Here is a 16689-nt window from a genome sequence, read left to right as displayed (position 1 = left end):
GGGCACACTTCTGCACTAGGGTGCCGGGAATGACGGACTCCGCACAGCTTCGCGTCGACCTGTTGACCCGGGAGTACCCGCCCGAGGTGTATGGCGGCGCCGGGGTGCACGTGGAGTACCTGGCCCGTGAGCTGCGCCGGCTCGCCGACGTGCGGGTGCACTGCTTCGGCGCGCCGCGCACCGAGCCGGGCGTCACCGCGTACGCCGAACCGGCGGGCCTGGGCGGCGCGAACGCCGCGCTGCGGACGATGGGCGTGGATCTGGAGATGGCGGCGGCGTGCGCCGGCACCGACGTGGTGCACAGCCACACCTGGTACGCCAACCTGGCCGGGCACACCGCGAAGCTGCTGCACGGCGTGCCGCACGTGGTGACCGCGCACAGCCTGGAGCCGCTGCGGCCGTGGAAGGCCGAGCAGCTCGGCGGCGGCTACGCGCTCTCGTCCTGGTGCGAGCGCACGGCCTTCGAAGCCGCCGACGCGGTCATCGCGGTCAGCGAGGGGATGCGGCGCGACGTGCTGACCGCCTACCCGGCGGTGGACCCGGACCGGGTCCGGGTGGTCTACAACGGCATCGACACCGACGAGTACTCCCCGGACCACGGCACCGACGTGGTGGACCGGCTCGGCATCGACCCGGCCCGCCCGAGCGTGGTGTACGTCGGGCGGATCACCCGGCAGAAGGGGCTGCCCTACCTGCTGCGCGCGGCGCGCGACCTGCCCGCCGACGCCCAGCTGGTGCTGCTGGCCGGAGCGCCGGACACCCCGGAGATCGCCGCCGAGGTGGAGGGCCTGGTGGCCGAGCTGCGGGCGGGCCGCTCAGGCGTCGTCTGGGTGGCCGAGATGCTGCCCAAGCACGAGGTGATCCAGGTGCTCACGCACGCCACGGTCTTCGTCTGCCCGTCGGTCTACGAGCCGATGGGCATCGTGAACCTGGAGGCGATGGCCTGCGAGACGGCGGTGGTGGCCACCGCGACCGGCGGTATCCCGGAGGTGGTCGTCGACGGCGGGACCGGGCTGCTGGTGCCGATCGAGCAGGCCGCCGACGGCTCCGGCCGGCCGCTGGACCCGGACCGGTTCGTCGCCGACCTCGCGGCCAGGGTCAACGAGGCGCTGGCCGACCCGGGGCGCGCCACGGAGTTCGGGCTCGCCGGCCGGCGCCGGGCCGTCGAGCAGTTCTCCTGGGACGCCGTGGCGCGGCGGACGCTGGAGGTGTACCGGTCGGTGGGCGCCGCCGGCTGACGCCGCGCGGGAATCGATCTCGCGCAGTAGGTTGGCGGGGTGACTGGACGGTTTCCGATCGAAGACGTCTCCCCCGTCGTCTCCTGCGGTCGCTACCCGGCCAAGGCGGTGGTGGGCGAGCCCGTGCCGGTGTCGGCCCGCGCCTACCGCGAGGGGCACGACGCGCTCGGCTGCAACGTGGTGTGGCTGGGCCCCGACGGACGGGCCCGGCCCTTCACCCGGATGCGCCCCGGCGAGCCCGGCCAGGACCGCTGGCACGCGGTCATCCGCCCGGACGCGGTCGGCGAGTGGGTGTTCACCGTCGAGGCGTTCCAGGATCCCTACCTGACCTGGCAGAACGCGGTCACCAAGAAGCTCGCCGCCGGCCAGGGGCCGGCGGAACTGGCCAACGACCTCGCCGAGGGCGCCCGGGTGCTGACGGCCGCCGCCGCGCTGGTGCCGGCGGGCGACGTCGACCGGGTGTCGGCTGCGGTGGCGGCGCTGCGCGACGACCGGCTGCCGTTGCCCCGGCGGGTCGCCCCGGCGCTGGAGCTGGCCGGCCTGCTCTGGGCACACCCGGTCCGGGAGCTGGTCACCACCGGCGCGGAGCACCGGCTCTGGGTGGACCGCCCCCGCGCGCTCTTCTCGGCCTGGTACGAGTTCTTCCCCCGCTCGGAGGGGGCCGTTCCGGCCACCGTCGACGCGCCGGCCCGCTCCGGCACGTTCGCCACCGCCACCGAGCGCCTGCCGGGCGTCGCCGCGATGGGCTTCGACGTGCTCTACCTGCCGCCGATCCACCCGATCGGCCGGGTCAACCGCAAGGGCCGCAACAACTCGCTCACCGCGGGGCCGGACGACGTCGGCTCGCCGTGGGCGATCGGCGCCGCCGAGGGCGGCCACGACGCCATCCACCCCGACCTGGGTACGCCGGAGGACTTCCGGGACTTCGTCGCCGCCGCCGCCGAGCAGGGCCTGGAGGTGGCGATGGACCTGGCGTTGCAGTGCGCGCCGGACCACCCGTGGGTGACGGAGCACCCGGAGTGGTTCACCACCCGGGCCGACGGCAGCATCGCGTACGCGGAGAACCCGCCGAAGAAGTACCAGGACATCTACCCGCTGAACTTCGACAACGACCCGGAGGGCATCCGGGCGGAGATCCTGCGGGTGGTGCTGCACTGGGTGGGCGAGGGCATCCGGATCTTCCGGGTGGACAACCCGCACACGAAGCCGTTCGACTTCTGGAACTGGCTGATCGGCGAGGTGAAGAAGGTCGAGCCGGACGTGCTCTTCCTCGCCGAGGCGTTCACCCGACCGGCGATCATGCACGGCCTGGGCAAGATCGGCTTCACCCAGTCGTACACGTACTTCACGTGGCGCACCTCGGCGGCCGAGATGCGGGCGTACTGCGAGGAGCTGGTCGCGGCGGCCGACCACATGCGACCCAACTTCTGGCCGAACACGCCGGACATCCTGCACTCCTCGTTGCAGCACGGCGGCCCGCCCATGTTCAAGATCCGGGCCGTGCTGGCCGCGCTACTCTCCCCCTCCTGGGGCATGTACGCCGGCTACGAACTGTTCGAGCACGTGGCCCGCCCCGGCGCCGAGGAGTACCTCGACAACGAGAAGTACGAGCTGCGCCCGAGGGACTGGGCGGGCGCGCAGGCGCAGGGCCGCTCCCTGGCGCCGTTCATCGCCACCCTCAACCGGGTACGCCGGGAGAACCCGGCCCTGCACCAGCTCCGCAACCTCGTCTTCCACGAGATCGACAACCCGGCGCTGCTCTGCTGGTCCAAACACGACCCGGACACCGGCAACACGGTCGTCGTGGTCTGCTCGTTCGACGCGCAGGGCGTGCAGTGGGGCAACACCACGCTGGACATGCCGGCGCTCGGCTTCGACTGGCACGACCGGTTCACGGTGCACGACGAGCTGACCGGCGCCAGTTACGACTGGGGGCAGCACAACGCGGTGCGTCTCGACCCGTACCTGCAACCCGCGCACGTGCTGACCGTGCGGCGGCCCGCTCCCCCGGCCGGGCCGGCGGCGCAGGGCCTGACCGTCGAGAACGTTCCCGACGACCTCTCGGGCGGCACCGCCCCCACCGCTTTCGCGCAGGAGGACGACCCCCGATGGACGAGTTGATCGCCGGCGCGACGCACGACCCGCACGCCGTCCTCGGCGCCCACCCGGCCGGCGGGCGGACGGTCGTCCGCACGCTGCGCCGGGGCGCCGCCGACGTCGCCGTCCTCGTCGACGGCCGGCGGCACCCGATGCGTCGGGTGCACGACGTCGGCGTGTTCGAGACCACGGTGCCGGGCGAGGTGCTCGACTACCGGATCGAGGTCGACGGCCGGGTGCACGACGACCCGTACCGCCACCCGCCCACCGTCGGCGAGCTGGACCTGCACCTGATCGGCGAGGGCCGGCACGAGCGGCTCTGGGAGGCCCTCGGCGCCCGGGTCCTCGACGGGGGCGTCGCGTTCGCCGTCTGGGCGCCGAACGCGCGCGGCGTCCGGGTCGTCGGCGACTTCACCGGCTGGGCCCCGGACGACGGCTGGCCGATGCGCTCGCTCGGCGCCAGCGGGGTGTGGGAGGTCTTCGTCCCGGGTGCCTCGGCCGGCGCCCGCTACAAGTACCGGATCCTCGGCGCCGACGGGCACTGGCGGGACAAGGCCGACCCCCTGGCGGCGTACGCCGAGGTGCCGCCGGCCACCGCGTCGGTGGCGCACCGGTCCACGTACGAGTGGGGCGACGCCGCCTGGCTGGAGCGGCGGGCCCGACGGCAGCCGCACCAGGAGCCGATGAGCGTCTACGAGGTGCACCTGGGCTCCTGGCGGCCCGGGCTGGGCTACCGGGAGCTGGCCGAGGAGCTGACCGCGTACGTCACCGGGCTGGGCTTCACGCACGTGGAGTTCCTGCCCGTGATGGAGCACCCGTTCGGCGGCTCCTGGGGCTACCAGGTCACCGGCTACTTCGCGCCGACGTCCCGGTTCGGCGACCCGGACGACTTCCGCCACCTGGTCGACACCCTGCACCGGGCCGGGATCGGCGTGCTCCTGGACTGGGTGCCGGCGCACTTCCCCAAGGACGAGTGGGCCCTCGCCCGCTTCGACGGCACCCCCCTCTACGAGCACCCCGACCCGCGCCGGGGCGAGCACCCCGACTGGGGCACGTACGTCTTCGACTTCGGCCGCCGCGAGGTGCGCAACTTCCTGGTCGCCAACGCGCTCTACTGGTGCGAGCAGTTCCACGTCGACGGGCTGCGGGTGGATGCCGTGGCCTCGATGCTCTACCTGGACTACTCCCGCCCCGAGGGGCAGTGGGTCCCGAACCGGTACGGCGGGCGGGAGAACCTGGAGGCGATCGCGTTCATGCAGGAGGTGAACGCGACGGTCTACAAGCACCACGCCGGGGTGGTGATGATCGCCGAGGAGTCCACCGCCTGGCCGGGGGTCACCCGCTCCACCGACGCCGGCGGGCTCGGCTTCGGTTTCAAGTGGAACATGGGCTGGATGCACGACACCCTGCTCTACACCTCGAAGGACCCGATCTACCGGCAGCACCACCACCACCAGCTCACGTTCTCCCTGGCGTACGCCTGGAGCGAGAACTACGTGCTGCCGATCAGCCACGACGAGGTGGTGCACGGCAAGGGTTCCCTCGCGGGCAAGATGCCCGGCGACACCTGGCAGCGGCTGGCCACCGTCCGCGCCCTGCTGGCGTACATGTGGGCGCACCCGGGCAAGCAGCTGCTCTTCATGGGCTGCGAGCTGGCCGACGACCGGGAGTGGAGCGAGGAGCGGGGGCTCGACTGGCACCTGCTGCACGACCCGGCCCGCGCCGGCGTGCAGCGCCTCGTCGGCGACCTGAACGCGGTCTACCGGGACACCCCCGCGCTGTGGGCGCAGGACACGGAGCCGGCCGGCTTCCGCTGGATCGCGGGCGACGACGTCGCCAACAACACCGTCTCGTTCGTGCGGATCGCCCCCGACGGCGCGACCCTGGTCTGCGTGGCGAACTTCTCCGCCCGGCCGCTGACGGACTACCGCGTCGGGCTGCCCGCCGGCGGCACCTGGGCGGAGGTGCTCAACACCGACTCCCTCCACTACGGCGGGTCGGGGGTGGGCAACCTGGGCGAGGTGCACGCCGAGGACGTGCCGTGGCACGGCCTGCCGGCGTCCGCCGCGCTCCAGGTGCCGCCGCTCGGCGTGCTCTGGCTCCGCCACGACTGAGCGCCCGGCCCGGCCCGGGTCGCCGTCAGGGAATCAGACCAGGCCGGCGTCGCGCAGCAGCTTCCACAGGCCGGCGCCGTCGGGCGCGGAGAGCCACTTCTGCCCCACCGGCCCCGCGGAGGAGCTGCCGGCCGGGGCGGGCAGGCTACCGGCCAGCACCGCCTGGGTGGGCGAGAGCCGGCGGATCGCCACCCCCGCCACGTTCTGCGGGTGGGCGGCCGCGAACTCGCGGTAGATCTCCGGGTCGTGCTGCCCGTCGTCGCCGACCAGCAGCCACTTCACGTCGGGGAACTCCTTGGCCAGCCGGGCCAGGGTGGCCCGCTTGTGCTCCCGGCCGCTGCGGAACCAGCGGTCCGCGGTCGGCCCCCAGTCGGTCAGCAGCAGCGGCCCGGCCGGGTAGAGGTGCCGGGACAGGAACCGGGTCAGCGTCGGCGCGACGTTCCAGGCGCCGGTCGACAGGTAGAAGACCGGCGCGCCGGGGTGCGCGGTGGCCAGCCGCTCGTAGAGCACCGCCATGCCGGGCACCGCCGTCCGGGCGTGCTCGTCGAGGACGAAGGTGTTCCAGGCCGCGAGCAGCGGGCGGGGCAGCGCGGTCACCATGACCGTGTCGTCGATGTCGGAGACGATGCCGAAACGCACCTCCGGGTCGAGGATGCGCACCGGCGCCTCGACCGGCTCGGCGTCCGGCAGGCTGATCCGCACCGCGCCCCACCCCGGCGACAGCTCCGCCTCGACCACGGTGTCGACGAAGCCGCTGCGGTCGGCCTGCGCCTCGTGGCACACCCCGCCGGCCTCGACGGTCACCGTCACGTGCTTGGCCGGCAGCGTGGTGAAGCTGCGCCAGCCGCGGACCTTCTCCAGCCGGCCCCGCTGGCGGATGTCCGGCCGCCCCAGCAGCACCCGGCACATCACCCGCACCCAACCGGGCGCGCCGTAACCGGCGTACGCGATGATGTTGGTCCGCCAGCCGGTGCGCCGCAGCCGACGCTCGACCAACGCGTGCACGGCGTCCTCGATCCGCGCGGCCCGGTGCAGGTTCGGTACGGCCAACTGGCCAGCGGGAGTGGGTGGCACGTCAGCAACCCTGCCACAACCCGGCGGCCTCGGCCACGCGCGGCGATCTTCGCCGGCCGCCGGCTGCGCCGATCCGCCCCGCCCGGCCCCGGCGGCGTGTAACACTCCGGTCGGGACGACGACGGGGGCGTTGGTCGTGTCGCAACCAGTACGCAAGCGTGGGCGGTGGCGCCCGCAGCTCGACCGGCCGGCGCTCGTCGCGCTGCTGTTGGGGCTCGCCGGGGTCGGCTACCGGCTGGTGCTGACCCTGCACACGGTGCCCGTCTCCAACAGCGACGAGGCCACCTTCGGGCTGGCCGCGATGCACATCGCGCAGGGCCGCGAGCTGCCCGTCTTCCTCTACGGCCAGCGCTACATGGGCGTGTTGGAGTCCTATCTGGCGGCGCCGCTGATCGCGGTCGCCGGGCCGAGCTGGCCGCTGCTGCGCCTGCCGCTGCTGGTGCTCTACGCCGTCTTCCTCTGGCTGATTCACCGGCTGACCCGGCGGATCTGCTCGCCCTGGTTCGCCACCTTCGTCGTCGGGCTGCTCGCCCTCGGCGGGGAGCGGGTGGTCCGGGACCAGTTGACGGTGGTCGGCGGCCGGCCGGAGGTCAAGGTCGCCGTGCTGCTGATGCTGCTGGTCGTGGTGGGACTCGCCCGGGGCACCGTGCGGCACCGCCGGCTGGCCGTCGGGCTCTTCGGCCTGCTCGCCGGGGTGGCCGCCTGGTCGGACTGGCTGATCCTGCCCTACCTGGGGGCGGTCGCGCTGGCGCTGCTCTGGGTGGCCCGCCGGGAGCTGCTCGGCTGGGCCGGGGTGCTGCTGCTGGCCGGGTTCGCCGTCGGGATCGCGCCGATGGTCCGGGACAACCTGGTCGCCCCGCCCGGCGAGGACTCGCTGTCGGTGTTGCGCGAGGTCAGCACCCGGGCCGGGCCGACGCCGCCGTGGAGCCGGCGGCTCGACGGCGGGCTGCTGGAGGGGGTGCCGCTCGCCGGCGGCCTCTGCCCGGTGGACGGCTGTTCCCGCTGGCAGGGGTGGTTCGGTCTGCTCTACCCGCTGCTGCTGGTGGTCGCCGCCGCGCTCGCCGTGGTCGCGTATCGCCGGGCCGCGGGCACCTCACCCGGCCGCCGGGTCGGCCCGGTGGTGCACCTCGCGCTGGTCGTGGGCGCGGCGCTGACCCTGCTGTCGTACGTGCGTAGCCCGCTGGCCGCCACCAGCCCGCTGGACAACGCCCGGTACCTGTCGGTCCTCCAGCTCTCCCTGCCGGCGGTGCTGTGGCCGCTCTGGCTGGCGGCGGTCGCCTGCTGGCGGGGCACGGTCGGGGCGCTCGGCCGGCTGGCCGGGGCACTCGCCACCGCCGTGCTCGCCGCGCTGACCGCGACCGTGCTGGTGGTCACCGTGCAGTTCGCCGCCACCGGCACCGAGGCGTCCCGGGTCGAGGAGCGGCAGGCCCGCGAGTTGGCCGACCGGCTCCGCGCGGGCGGCCCGCACGAGGTGTACGGGGACTACTGGACCTGCAACCGGCTGATCTTCAACACCGACGAGTCGGTGGTGTGCGCGGTGCTCGACGGCGAACTCACCCCCGGGCAGAACCGCTATTCCGCGTACTGGCGGCAGGTGGGGCGGGCCGACCGGCCCGGGTACGTGCTGGCGGCCGACTCGGCGGCGGAGAGGCGGCTGCGCCGGCTGCTCGGCGACCGGGCCGACGCGGCGCTGCTCGCCGAGGTGGGCGGGTATCGCGTGTACCACCCGGAGACGCCGGTGCGGCCGTGGCGGTAGGGACGGGCCGTACGCTGGCCGGGCCGGCGCGCGGGCGCCGCGTCGAGGCGAGGAGTCACCGATGCTCATCCTGCTGCCGCCCTCCGAGGGGAAGGCCGACGCCGGCACCGGCCGGCGGCTGGACCTCGCCCGGCTCTCCCTGCCGGAGCTGACCGGCGCCCGGGAGGAGGTGCTGGCCGCGCTGGTGGCGCTCAGCGACGGCGGCGACGAGGAGGCGGCCCGGGCGGCGCTGGGGCTCAGCGAGGGCCAGCGCGGCGAGCTGCGGCGCAACGCCCGGCTGCGGGTGGCGGCCACCGCCCCCGCCGAGCGGCTCTACACCGGCGTGCTCTACGAGGCGCTCGACCTCGCCTCGCTCCCGCCGGCCGCGCAGCGGGCGGCTCGCCGGTCGGTGCTGATCAGCTCGGGCCTCTGGGGCGCGGTACGCCTCACCGACCGGATCCCGCCCTACCGCTGCCCGGTCGGGGCGCGGCTGCCGGGAGTGGGCGCGCTGTCGGCGTACTGGCGGCGGGCCCTCGCGTCGGCGATGGACGCCGCGGCCAACGCCGGGCCGGTGCTCGACCTGCGCTCCGGCGCGTACGCGGCCACCTGGGCGCCCCGCGGCGAGGTGGCCGCCCGCACCGTGACGGTGCGGGTGCTGCACGAGCGGGAGGTCGACGGAGTGCCCGTCCGGTCGGTGGTGAGCCACTTCAACAAGGCGACCAAGGGTCGGCTGGTGCGGGACCTGCTGACCGCGGGCGCCCGGCCGCGCTCGGCCGACGGGCTGGTGGCCGCGCTGCGCGACCTGAAGTACACGGTGCTGGAGCAGCCCGTGCCGTCCCACCGGCCACGCCAGGTCGACCTGGTCGTCACCGAGCTGTAGGGCTGCCGCAAGATTTCCTCAAGGCTGGGGCGGATCGGTTTCCCCGTCGGCGTCTTCGGGCCACCGTAGGGGGACCCCGACGCCGACAAGGAGTGCCTGAGTTGGCTCCCGAACCGATCCTGCTCGACCGGCCGCGCCTCCCGTCGACCCCGCCGCCGCTGGACTGGCTGACCCTGGCCGACGCGTTCGAGGCCGCCTGCCTGCTGCGCTGCATGCCCCCGCCGGCCGTCGCCGGCGCCCGCCGCCCGGTGCCGCACCACCGCCCGGCGACCGTCGAGTTCAACCGGGAGGAGGCCGCCCTGCGGTTCCGGCAACTGCTCGGCCGGTTGGACGTCCCGATCGAGCACGAGGTGACCGTCGGCGGGCTGCGCCGCCGGTACGAGCTGCACCGGCTCTCGGTGCCCCCGGCGGACCGGCCGGCGTACGCGCGGACGCTGGAGGCCGGCTGGCGGCAGGGCCGGCGCGAGCTGCTGGGCGGCCCGGTCCCCGGCGCGTCGACGGCGCGGCGGGTGTGGCGGCCCCGGCTGGCCGCGGCGGCCTGGCGGGCCGCCCTGCTCGCCGGGGGGCGGCACGTGCGCCGGCACATCCTCGGCGTCCGGCTCACCGACCGGGAACTGGCCGCCGTCCTGGTGCGCGGGGCCGCTCTGCTGGACGTGCCGGCGCTGCTGCGCCCCGGCACCGGGTGCTTCCTGGTCTGCGTCGCCGACGGCCCGGACCGCGAGCGGATCCTGCACAGCGCCGCGCTGGAACCCGCCCGGGCGGCCGTGCCGGCATGACGGCCGGATGACCGCGACCACCGCGCGGTCCGCGTCTGGCGGGGCACCGGCGGGCCGCCCGGGGCCACCGTTCCGACCTCGGTCGCGGACCGCAGCGAACTGATCCCCACCGTCGACCCGGCGCCGGGGCCGTAGTCCGACCGGTGGGCCCCGGGTTGCGGTGACGGCCCGCGCGGCGCAGAGTGCAGCCCGTGAGTCGAACCCGGTCCTGCCGCGCCCGCGCCGCGCGCCCGTCGTCCTGGTTCCGACCTGGCCGCCCGCGCGCCGGCCGCCCGGCGGCGCTGCTGTCGCTGCTGCTGGTGGTGACGCTGCCCGGCCTCGCCGGCTGCCAGGACTCCCCCGAGCCGCCGGTGCGGATCCGGATCGCGACCGGCAGCCCGACGGCGGTCTACCACGCCTTCGGCCGGTCGCTGGCCGACATCCTCAACCGGGAGATGCCGAACGTCGAGGCCAGCGTGGTGGTCACCGCCGCCTCGGCGGAGAACGTCCGGCTGGTCGGCTCGGGCGAGGCCGAGCTGGGATTCACCCAGGCCGACGTGCTGCCGGCCGCGCCGGCGACGCACCCGTCGGTCGTCGCGGTCGCCCGGGTCTACGACGACCTGCTGCACCTGGTCACCACCGCCGGCGGGCCGGTCCGCACGCTGGCCGACCTGCGTGGGCGGCGGGTCTCCGTGGGCGCCCCCGGCTCCGGCACCGAGATCACCGCCTCCCGGCTGCTGGAGGTGGCACGCCTGGGCGGCGACCGGGTGCACCGGGAGCGGCTCGGCCTCGACGACTCGGTGGCGGCGCTGCGGGCCGGCACGATCGACGCGTTCTTCTTCTCAGGTGGGCTGCCGGTCAGCGCGGTGAAGCAGCTCGCCGACGACAGCGCGACCCGGATCGTCGACCTCGGCGAGTGGACCGAGCTGCTGCGCGGCAGCAACCCCCAGGTCTACGTCTCCCGGGACGTCCCCCGCTCGGTGTACGGCACGGACCCGGTCACCACCGTGGCCAACCCGAACTTCCTGATCGTCCGGGCCGACCTGCCGGAAGCGCTGGTCCGGGAGGTGACCCGGTTGCTGATGGAACGCCGGCAGGAGCTGGCCGCGGCGCATCCGGCCGCCGGCCGGATGAGCCCGCGCTCGGCCATCGCCACCTCCCCGCTGCCGCTGCACCCCGGCGCCGCCGGCTGGTACCGCGCCGCCAAGCCCTGACCCTGGCGGCCGACCGCCGGCCGGCGGCGGTCACGGGCGATCAGGAGGACCTCGGTCGGACGGCGGCGACGTCACCCGGGCGGGGCGTCACCCGGTCGCGGCGTGCCCCGGTGCGGCGGGGACCGGTGCGGCGGGGACCGGTGCGGCGGGCGCGTCGACGGGCGGTGCGGGAGCGCCGGCGGGGACCGGCTCGGCCGGATCCGTCGGGTCCCTCGGGTCTGCCGGATCCGCCGGGGTCGAGGCCGGGAACCAGAGGCCGGCGACCAGGCCGCGCGGCTCGCCCCGGCGCATGGTGAGCCGCCCGTCCGAGGCGTCGACCAGCACGGCGACGATGGTGAGGCCCAGCCCGGCGCCGTCGACGTTCTGCACCTCCGGCGCCCGCCAGAACCGCTCGGTCGCCTGGCCGAGCTGGCTCTCCGTCATGCCCGGGCCGGTGTCCCGGACCTCCAGCGCCGTCCCGCCCTCGTGGTGCCGCACGGTCACCGTCACCGCCCCGCCGGCGCCGCTGAACTTCACGGCGTTGTCGATCAGTGCGTCCAGGGCCTGGTCGATGGCAGTCGGCACGGTCCGCGCGTACGCCGGGGAGTCCTCCGCCGCGAGCCGGAGGGTGACCGACCGGTGCCGGGCGAGCGGCTCCCACGCGGCGACCCGGGACGCGGCCACGGCCGCCGCGTCGACGGTGACCCGCTGGTTCTCCCGCCGCTCGGCGCGGGCCAGGGTCAGCAGCGCGTCCAGCACCAGGGCCAGCCGGTCGGTCTCCTCCAGGGCCAGCCGGTGCTCGGCCTGGCCGTCCGGGTCGGTCAGGCCCAGCCCCAGCTCCTCCACCCGCAGGCGCAGCGCGGTCAGCGGGTTGCGCAGCTGGTGGCTGGCGTGCGCCACGAAGGCGCGCTGCCGGTCCATCACGTCGGAGACGACGTCGGCCATGTGGTTGAAGCTGGTCGCCAGCCGGCGCAGCTCCGGCGGGCCGAGCCGGTGCTGCACCCGGGCGCCGCGGTCCCCCTCGGCGATCTCGTGGGTGACCGCGTCCAGCTCGGTGACCGGGCGCAGCACCCAGCCGGCCAGCCCGAACGCCGTGAGCACGCAGGCCAGGACGGCGAGCAGCCCCGTCCCGGCCAGCACCAGCCACCAGACGGTGACCGCGCGCCGGACCGAGTCGGTCGGGGTGGCGGTGACCACCGCCCCGAGCACCTCACCGCCGTCGTTGATGGGCACCGCCACCACGATCGGCCGGTCGACCCACGGCCAGACCGACTCCGGCCCACTGGCCTGCTGGCCCGAGAGCGCGGTGTCCAGCGCCTCGCGGGTCCCCGCGGCCGGCCGCCAACTGTCGGAGGCCGCCACCGTCCGGCGGTCCCGATCGACCACCGCCGCGCCGATCCCGTACAGGTCGTCGTAGCTGCGCAGCTCGTTGTCGAGCGGGCCGGGGGTCCCGCCGCGCAGCGCCGGACCGGCCAGCGAGGCGAACCGGGTGGCGTCGGCGAGCCGGTCGGCGCGTACCCGGTCGGTCTCCCGGGTCGCCAGGGTTATCGCCAGCGGGGTCTCCAGCGCGATCAGCACCAGCACCATCAGCAGCAGGTAGCTGATCACCAGTCGACGTCGCACGGCGTCACCTCACTCGCCGCGCAGCCGGTAGCCGACCCCGCGTACGGTCTCCACCAGGCCGGGGTCGCCCAGCTTGCCGCGCAGCGACCCGACGTGCACCTCGACGGTGTGCCCGTCGCCCCAGGTGGTGCCCCAGGCGTCGAGCAGGATCCGGTCCCGGGCGACCGCGACCCCGGGCTGCCGGGCCAGGGAGAGCAGGACGTCGAACTCCTTGCGGGTCAGCGCTACCGGCCGGCCGGCCACGGCGACCGTCCGCGCGGCCACGTCGATGCGGACGGGCCCGGCCTCGATCAGGTTGCGCTCGGGCACCGTGTGCGCCGCGCGGCGCAGCACCGCCTCGATGCGGGCCTGGAGCTCGGTCATGGAGAAGGGCTTGACCACGTAGTCGTCCGCGCCAAGCCGCAGGCCGAGCACCCGGTCCCGCTCCTCGCCCCGGGCGGTCACCGCGATGATGCCGAGCTGGCTGCTGCGCCGGCGCAGCTCGCGGCACAGGTCGGTGCCGTCCCCGTCCGGCAGGGTCAGGTCGAGCAGCACCAGGTCGCAGGGGGCGGCGGAGAGGGCGGCGGCGACGGTCGCCGCGTGCTCCACCTCGTACCCCCGGCGGGTGAGGGCGGAGGAGAGCGCGGCGGCCACCCGACGGTCGTCCTCGACCAGCAGGATGCGCACCCGGGGCCCCCATTCGTCGGCGTGTCGACCCCGAATGGTGACAGAAGCCGGCCGGGAGCGGGAGGGTAGGCCCCGCGTCGACCGCCGTGCGGACGGCGGCCCGGACCCCTCCGGCCCCCGCCGGAAGCGGGCGGCAGGCCGCGGGCCGGAGCCCGGAGACCCCCGTCGAGAGCGGCGGCGGGCGTACCGCGGAGAACCGGGCCGGTTCTGCGTAGGCTGCCGGGGTGATCTACAAGCTGCTGACCACCGTCGAGTGGGACGACGCCCTGGCCGCGGGGCACTTCGTCGGCACCGCCACGGACGCGCAGTCCGGGTTCATCCACCTCTCCGGGCCCGACCAGGTGGTCGAGACGGCCCGCCGGCACTTCACCGGCGCCACCGGGCTGACCCTGCTCACCGTGGACCCGGCCCGGCTGGGCGACGCGCTGCGTTGGGAACCGTCGCGCGGCGGTGCCCTCTTCCCCCACCTCTACGGGCCGCTGCCGGTGCCGGCGGTGGTGGCCGCCGACGCCCTGCCGGCGGACATGCCGGTCGCCGAAGCCGTGGCGGCGTTGCTGGGCTGAGGGGTCGATATGCTACGCCGAGTCCGCGCGCCCCGGCCTCACTCTCCGTGCCCGGGGCCGGCGCGGCAGCCCGGACCCGCGCGGGCGGCCGCCCCTCCCGGCGTACGCCGAACGCGGGTCACCGACGGCGCCCGGCGCGCCCTGCGACCCATGCGAGTTGAAGGATGACTGACAGCAGTTCCCCGTCCCCCTCGGTCTTCGTCCACCCGACGGCCGACGTCGAGGAGGGTGCCCGGGTCGGCGACGGCACCAAGGTCTGGCACCTGGCCCACATCCGGTCCTCCGCCCAGGTGGGCGCCGGCTGCGTCATCGGCCGCAACGTGTACGTCGACGCTGGTGTGACGGTCGGCGACCTGGTCAAGATCCAGAACAACGTCTCCGTCTACCAGGGGGTGACCCTGGAGGACGAGGTGTTCGTCGGGCCGTGCGCCGTCTTCACCAACGACTTCCGGCCCCGCGCGCAGAACCCGGACTGGAAGATCACCCCGACGGTGGTCCGCCGGGGCGCCTCGATCGGCGCGAACGCGACCCTCGTCTGCGGCATCGAGGTCGGCGAGTACGCGATGATCGCGGCGGGTTCCGTGGTGACCAAGGACGTGGCGCCGTACCAGCTCGTGGCGGGCAACCCGGCGCGGCCGAAGGGCTGGGTCGACGAGCGGGGCGAGGTCGTCTCCCGGGACGTGGACACCCCGCCGCAGCGGCAGGGCTGACCCTCCGACGAGAAACGGCGGTGGACGGGCGCTCCCGTCCACCGCCGTCGTCGTACGCGCCGGTGCTCAGCGGCAGAGCCGCGCGATCTCCTCCCGGAACCGCTCCATGGGGTTCGCCTCGGCCGGGCCGAGCAGGTAGGTCTTCAGTTCCCGCCGGGCGTCGGTCATCGGGTCGTCGCCGGCCCGGGTGACGGACACGATCTTCTCCAGCTCGCCGCAGTCCCGGGAGAGCAGGTACGCCGCCCGCGACGTCGGGTATTCCCGACGGAACTCGTCCTCCGGCAGGCCGCCCGGGTTCGCCACCACGTACGGCCGCTGGCTCTGGACGAAGTCCGAGACCACACTGGACACGTCGCTGATCAGCAGGTCGGTCTGGTTGAAGCAGTCGAACAGCGCCGGCGTCCGGCCGGTGACCACGAGGTGCCGCGTGCCGTCCAGGGAGGTCGCGTCCGGGTTGCCGCCCGCCGCGCGGATCCGCTCCACGATCCGCTCGTGCACCGTCTTCGCCTCCTTGGCGCGGGAGCCGGTCAGCGGGTGCGGCTTGTAGATGAGCCGGACCGCCGGCGCGGTGGCGAGCAGCCCCTTGACGATCCGCTCCCCCATCAGCACCAGCGAGGTGTGGTACGGGTCGTCGTCCAGCCACCCCTCCCAGGTCGGGGCGTAGAGCACCGTGAACGGCCGGTCGACGGACTCCGCGCCGAACGTGTGCACCCCGGCGAGCTGCGGCCGTCCGATCTCGACGATGTCGGAGTCGAGCACGCCCACCCCGGCCCGGGCGTACCGCTCGCGCCCGGCGAGGCCGGCGACCCACACCTCGTCGTACACCTTGCTGTACGGGTTGACGCTGGCCTGCTTGTCGCTGTCGCCGTGCCCGACGAAGACGTGCTTCATGCCGGGCTCGCGGAGCATGTGAATGTTCGCGCCGACGTTCGCGGCGTAGAGCGCGGCGCGCACGCTGCCCAGTTCGAGGTTCATGAAGTCCACGCCGGCCGGCACGCAGATCACCGGCAGCCGGGTGTCGGCCAGCTCGAGGAACGCCTCCTTGTTGCGCAGCAGCACCACGCCGCGCTGGTCGAGCGCCTCGGTCGGGGCGAGCCACATGTTGGCCTGGTAGACGTCCTTCGCCGGCCCCGCGAAGTAGAGGGCCACCTCCGGCCGGTAGCTGTCCAGCCAGCGCTGGACGGCGGGCAGCAGCGGGCTCTGGCCCGTCCCGCGCCCGCGCAGCCAGGTCAGCGCGACGATCCCGCCCACCAGCGCGGCGGCGAACACGGCCACCACTCCCGCGCCGATCACCGGGGCGGCGTTGTCGAGCACCGCCGCGAACACGGCGGCCGGCGCCAGCACCACGTTGACCAGGGCCAGCCGGTCGCCGGCGAGCCAGGCCGCCCAGTCCGGCGGGCGGGGCGCGGCCCGCATCGGGCCGAGGTCGATGTTGCGCACCAACGCCGACAGGGGGTTGCGCCGGTCGATCATCGTGGCGAGCGCGCCGGCGAAGACCGAGATCAGCCAGACGGTCGACGGCAGCACCAGGACCAGGCTGAGTTCCCACGCGCTCGGCCGGACCTCGGCGACCACCAGCAGGACGACCGAGAGGTCGCGGGCGAGCTGCCGGTAGTCGCCCCGCAGGCCGACCTTCTCGAGCAGTGTGAGTGTGGCGGGCGACCAGCGGGCGAGCGCGTACTCGCCGGCGAGCGCGGCCAGCCCGGCGACGGCGAAGACGCCGATCCAACCGAGCGCGCCGGCGGCGAGCATCACCAGGTAGGCCAGCAGCAGCAGCGCGCCGCGGGCGGCGACTCCCGCCGGTCCCATCAACTTGCCGAACAAGGACTAGCTCCCTACGAGATCGACGACTGGCTCACCGACCGTCACTGGCGCCGTGACGGCAGCGTTCCCCGCTTCGGCGACCGTCGGCGCCCGGACGCCACCGGCGCCCCGACGGAACGCGACGGGACGGGACAACGGTCGCGGCGACCCGCCTGTCCGTCCATCGTCGCTGACCAGCGACGGCACCGGCGCCCGCGGCCACCCCGCCACCACGCCG

General features: G+C 75.0%; 13 protein-coding genes. 9 read left to right on the top strand and 4 right to left on the bottom strand.

Annotation, left to right across the window (positions count from 1 at the left end; translation table 11 throughout):
- Positions 1–29: 29 nt before the first annotated feature.
- The 3 genes from glgA to glgB are packed head-to-tail and all read left to right on the top strand — an operon-like array spanning position 30 to position 5449.
- A complete protein-coding gene (glgA, locus tag ACGFZ2_RS11500; RefSeq protein ID WP_393267525.1) occupies positions 30–1238 on the top strand; it encodes a glycogen synthase in 1209 nt (402 codons plus the stop codon).
- Positions 1239–1277: 39 nt separating this feature from the next.
- The gene (locus tag ACGFZ2_RS11495) at positions 1278–3359 is read left to right on the top strand and encodes a maltotransferase domain-containing protein (RefSeq protein ID WP_393452467.1); all 2082 of its coding nucleotides are present in this window, start codon (positions 1278–1280) and stop codon (positions 3357–3359) included.
- Positions 3347–5449 carry a 1,4-alpha-glucan branching protein GlgB gene (glgB, locus tag ACGFZ2_RS11490; RefSeq protein ID WP_393452464.1) on the top strand — a complete coding sequence of 701 codons (2103 nt, stop codon included), beginning with the start codon at positions 3347–3349 and terminating at the stop codon, positions 5447–5449. Before ACGFZ2_RS11495 ends, glgB begins: the two co-directional genes overlap by 13 nt.
- Positions 5450–5482: 33 nt before the next feature.
- On the opposite strand, the gene ACGFZ2_RS11485 is transcribed toward glgB, so the two are convergent.
- The gene (locus ACGFZ2_RS11485) at positions 5483–6523 is read right to left on the bottom strand and encodes an App1 family protein (protein WP_393452461.1); all 1041 of its coding nucleotides are present in this window, start codon (positions 6521–6523) and stop codon (positions 5483–5485) included.
- A gap of 136 nt (positions 6524–6659) precedes the next feature.
- Here ACGFZ2_RS11485 and ACGFZ2_RS11480 point away from each other — a divergent pair, with 136 nt between their 5' ends.
- From ACGFZ2_RS11480 to ACGFZ2_RS11465, 4 genes are all read left to right on the top strand, one after another.
- Positions 6660–8279, top strand: a complete 1620-nt coding sequence (locus ACGFZ2_RS11480) for a hypothetical protein (RefSeq protein ID WP_393452458.1) — start codon at positions 6660–6662, stop codon at positions 8277–8279.
- Between the two features lie 61 nt (positions 8280–8340).
- The gene (gene yaaA / locus ACGFZ2_RS11475) at positions 8341–9138 is read left to right on the top strand and encodes a peroxide stress protein YaaA (RefSeq protein WP_393452455.1); all 798 of its coding nucleotides are present in this window, start codon (positions 8341–8343) and stop codon (positions 9136–9138) included.
- Between the two features lie 101 nt (positions 9139–9239).
- Positions 9240–9914 (top strand): hypothetical protein, encoded by a 675-nt coding sequence (locus ACGFZ2_RS11470; protein WP_393452452.1) that lies wholly within the window; start codon positions 9240–9242, stop codon positions 9912–9914.
- Positions 9915–10105: 191 nt separating this feature from the next.
- Complete coding sequence (locus tag ACGFZ2_RS11465; protein ID WP_393452449.1) at positions 10106–11107, top strand: TAXI family TRAP transporter solute-binding subunit; 1002 nt, start codon at positions 10106–10108, stop codon at positions 11105–11107.
- Positions 11108–11194: 87 nt separating this feature from the next.
- Here ACGFZ2_RS11465 and ACGFZ2_RS11460 read toward each other — a convergent pair whose 3' ends face one another.
- Both ACGFZ2_RS11460 and ACGFZ2_RS11455 read right to left on the bottom strand, forming a co-directional pair.
- A complete protein-coding gene (locus ACGFZ2_RS11460) occupies positions 11195–12709 on the bottom strand; it encodes an ATP-binding protein (RefSeq protein ID WP_393452446.1) in 1515 nt (504 codons plus the stop codon).
- A 9-nt stretch (positions 12710–12718) separates the two neighbouring features.
- On the bottom strand, positions 12719–13375 hold the full coding sequence (locus tag ACGFZ2_RS11455) for a response regulator transcription factor (RefSeq protein ID WP_393267546.1): 657 nt from the start codon (positions 13373–13375) through the stop codon (positions 12719–12721).
- 224 nt (positions 13376–13599) lie between these two features.
- Here ACGFZ2_RS11455 and ACGFZ2_RS11450 point away from each other — a divergent pair, with 224 nt between their 5' ends.
- Together ACGFZ2_RS11450 and ACGFZ2_RS11445 are read left to right on the top strand one after the other, a co-directional pair.
- Complete coding sequence (locus ACGFZ2_RS11450; protein ID WP_393452443.1) at positions 13600–13938, top strand: DUF952 domain-containing protein; 339 nt, start codon at positions 13600–13602, stop codon at positions 13936–13938.
- A gap of 164 nt (positions 13939–14102) precedes the next feature.
- Positions 14103–14648 (top strand): acyltransferase, encoded by a 546-nt coding sequence (locus ACGFZ2_RS11445; protein WP_357694777.1) that lies wholly within the window; start codon positions 14103–14105, stop codon positions 14646–14648.
- A 66-nt stretch (positions 14649–14714) separates the two neighbouring features.
- Here the strand turns inward: ACGFZ2_RS11445 and ACGFZ2_RS11440 are convergent, their stop codons facing one another.
- A complete protein-coding gene (locus tag ACGFZ2_RS11440) occupies positions 14715–16472 on the bottom strand; it encodes a CDP-glycerol glycerophosphotransferase family protein (protein WP_393452440.1) in 1758 nt (585 codons plus the stop codon).
- Positions 16473–16689 lie beyond the last annotated feature (217 nt).

This window comes from Micromonospora sp. NPDC048063, assembly GCF_043202855.1.
In the GTDB taxonomy this organism is placed as follows: Bacteria; Actinomycetota; Actinomycetes; order Mycobacteriales; family Micromonosporaceae; genus Micromonospora.
This window is presented reverse-complemented; position numbering and strand designations above follow the sequence as displayed.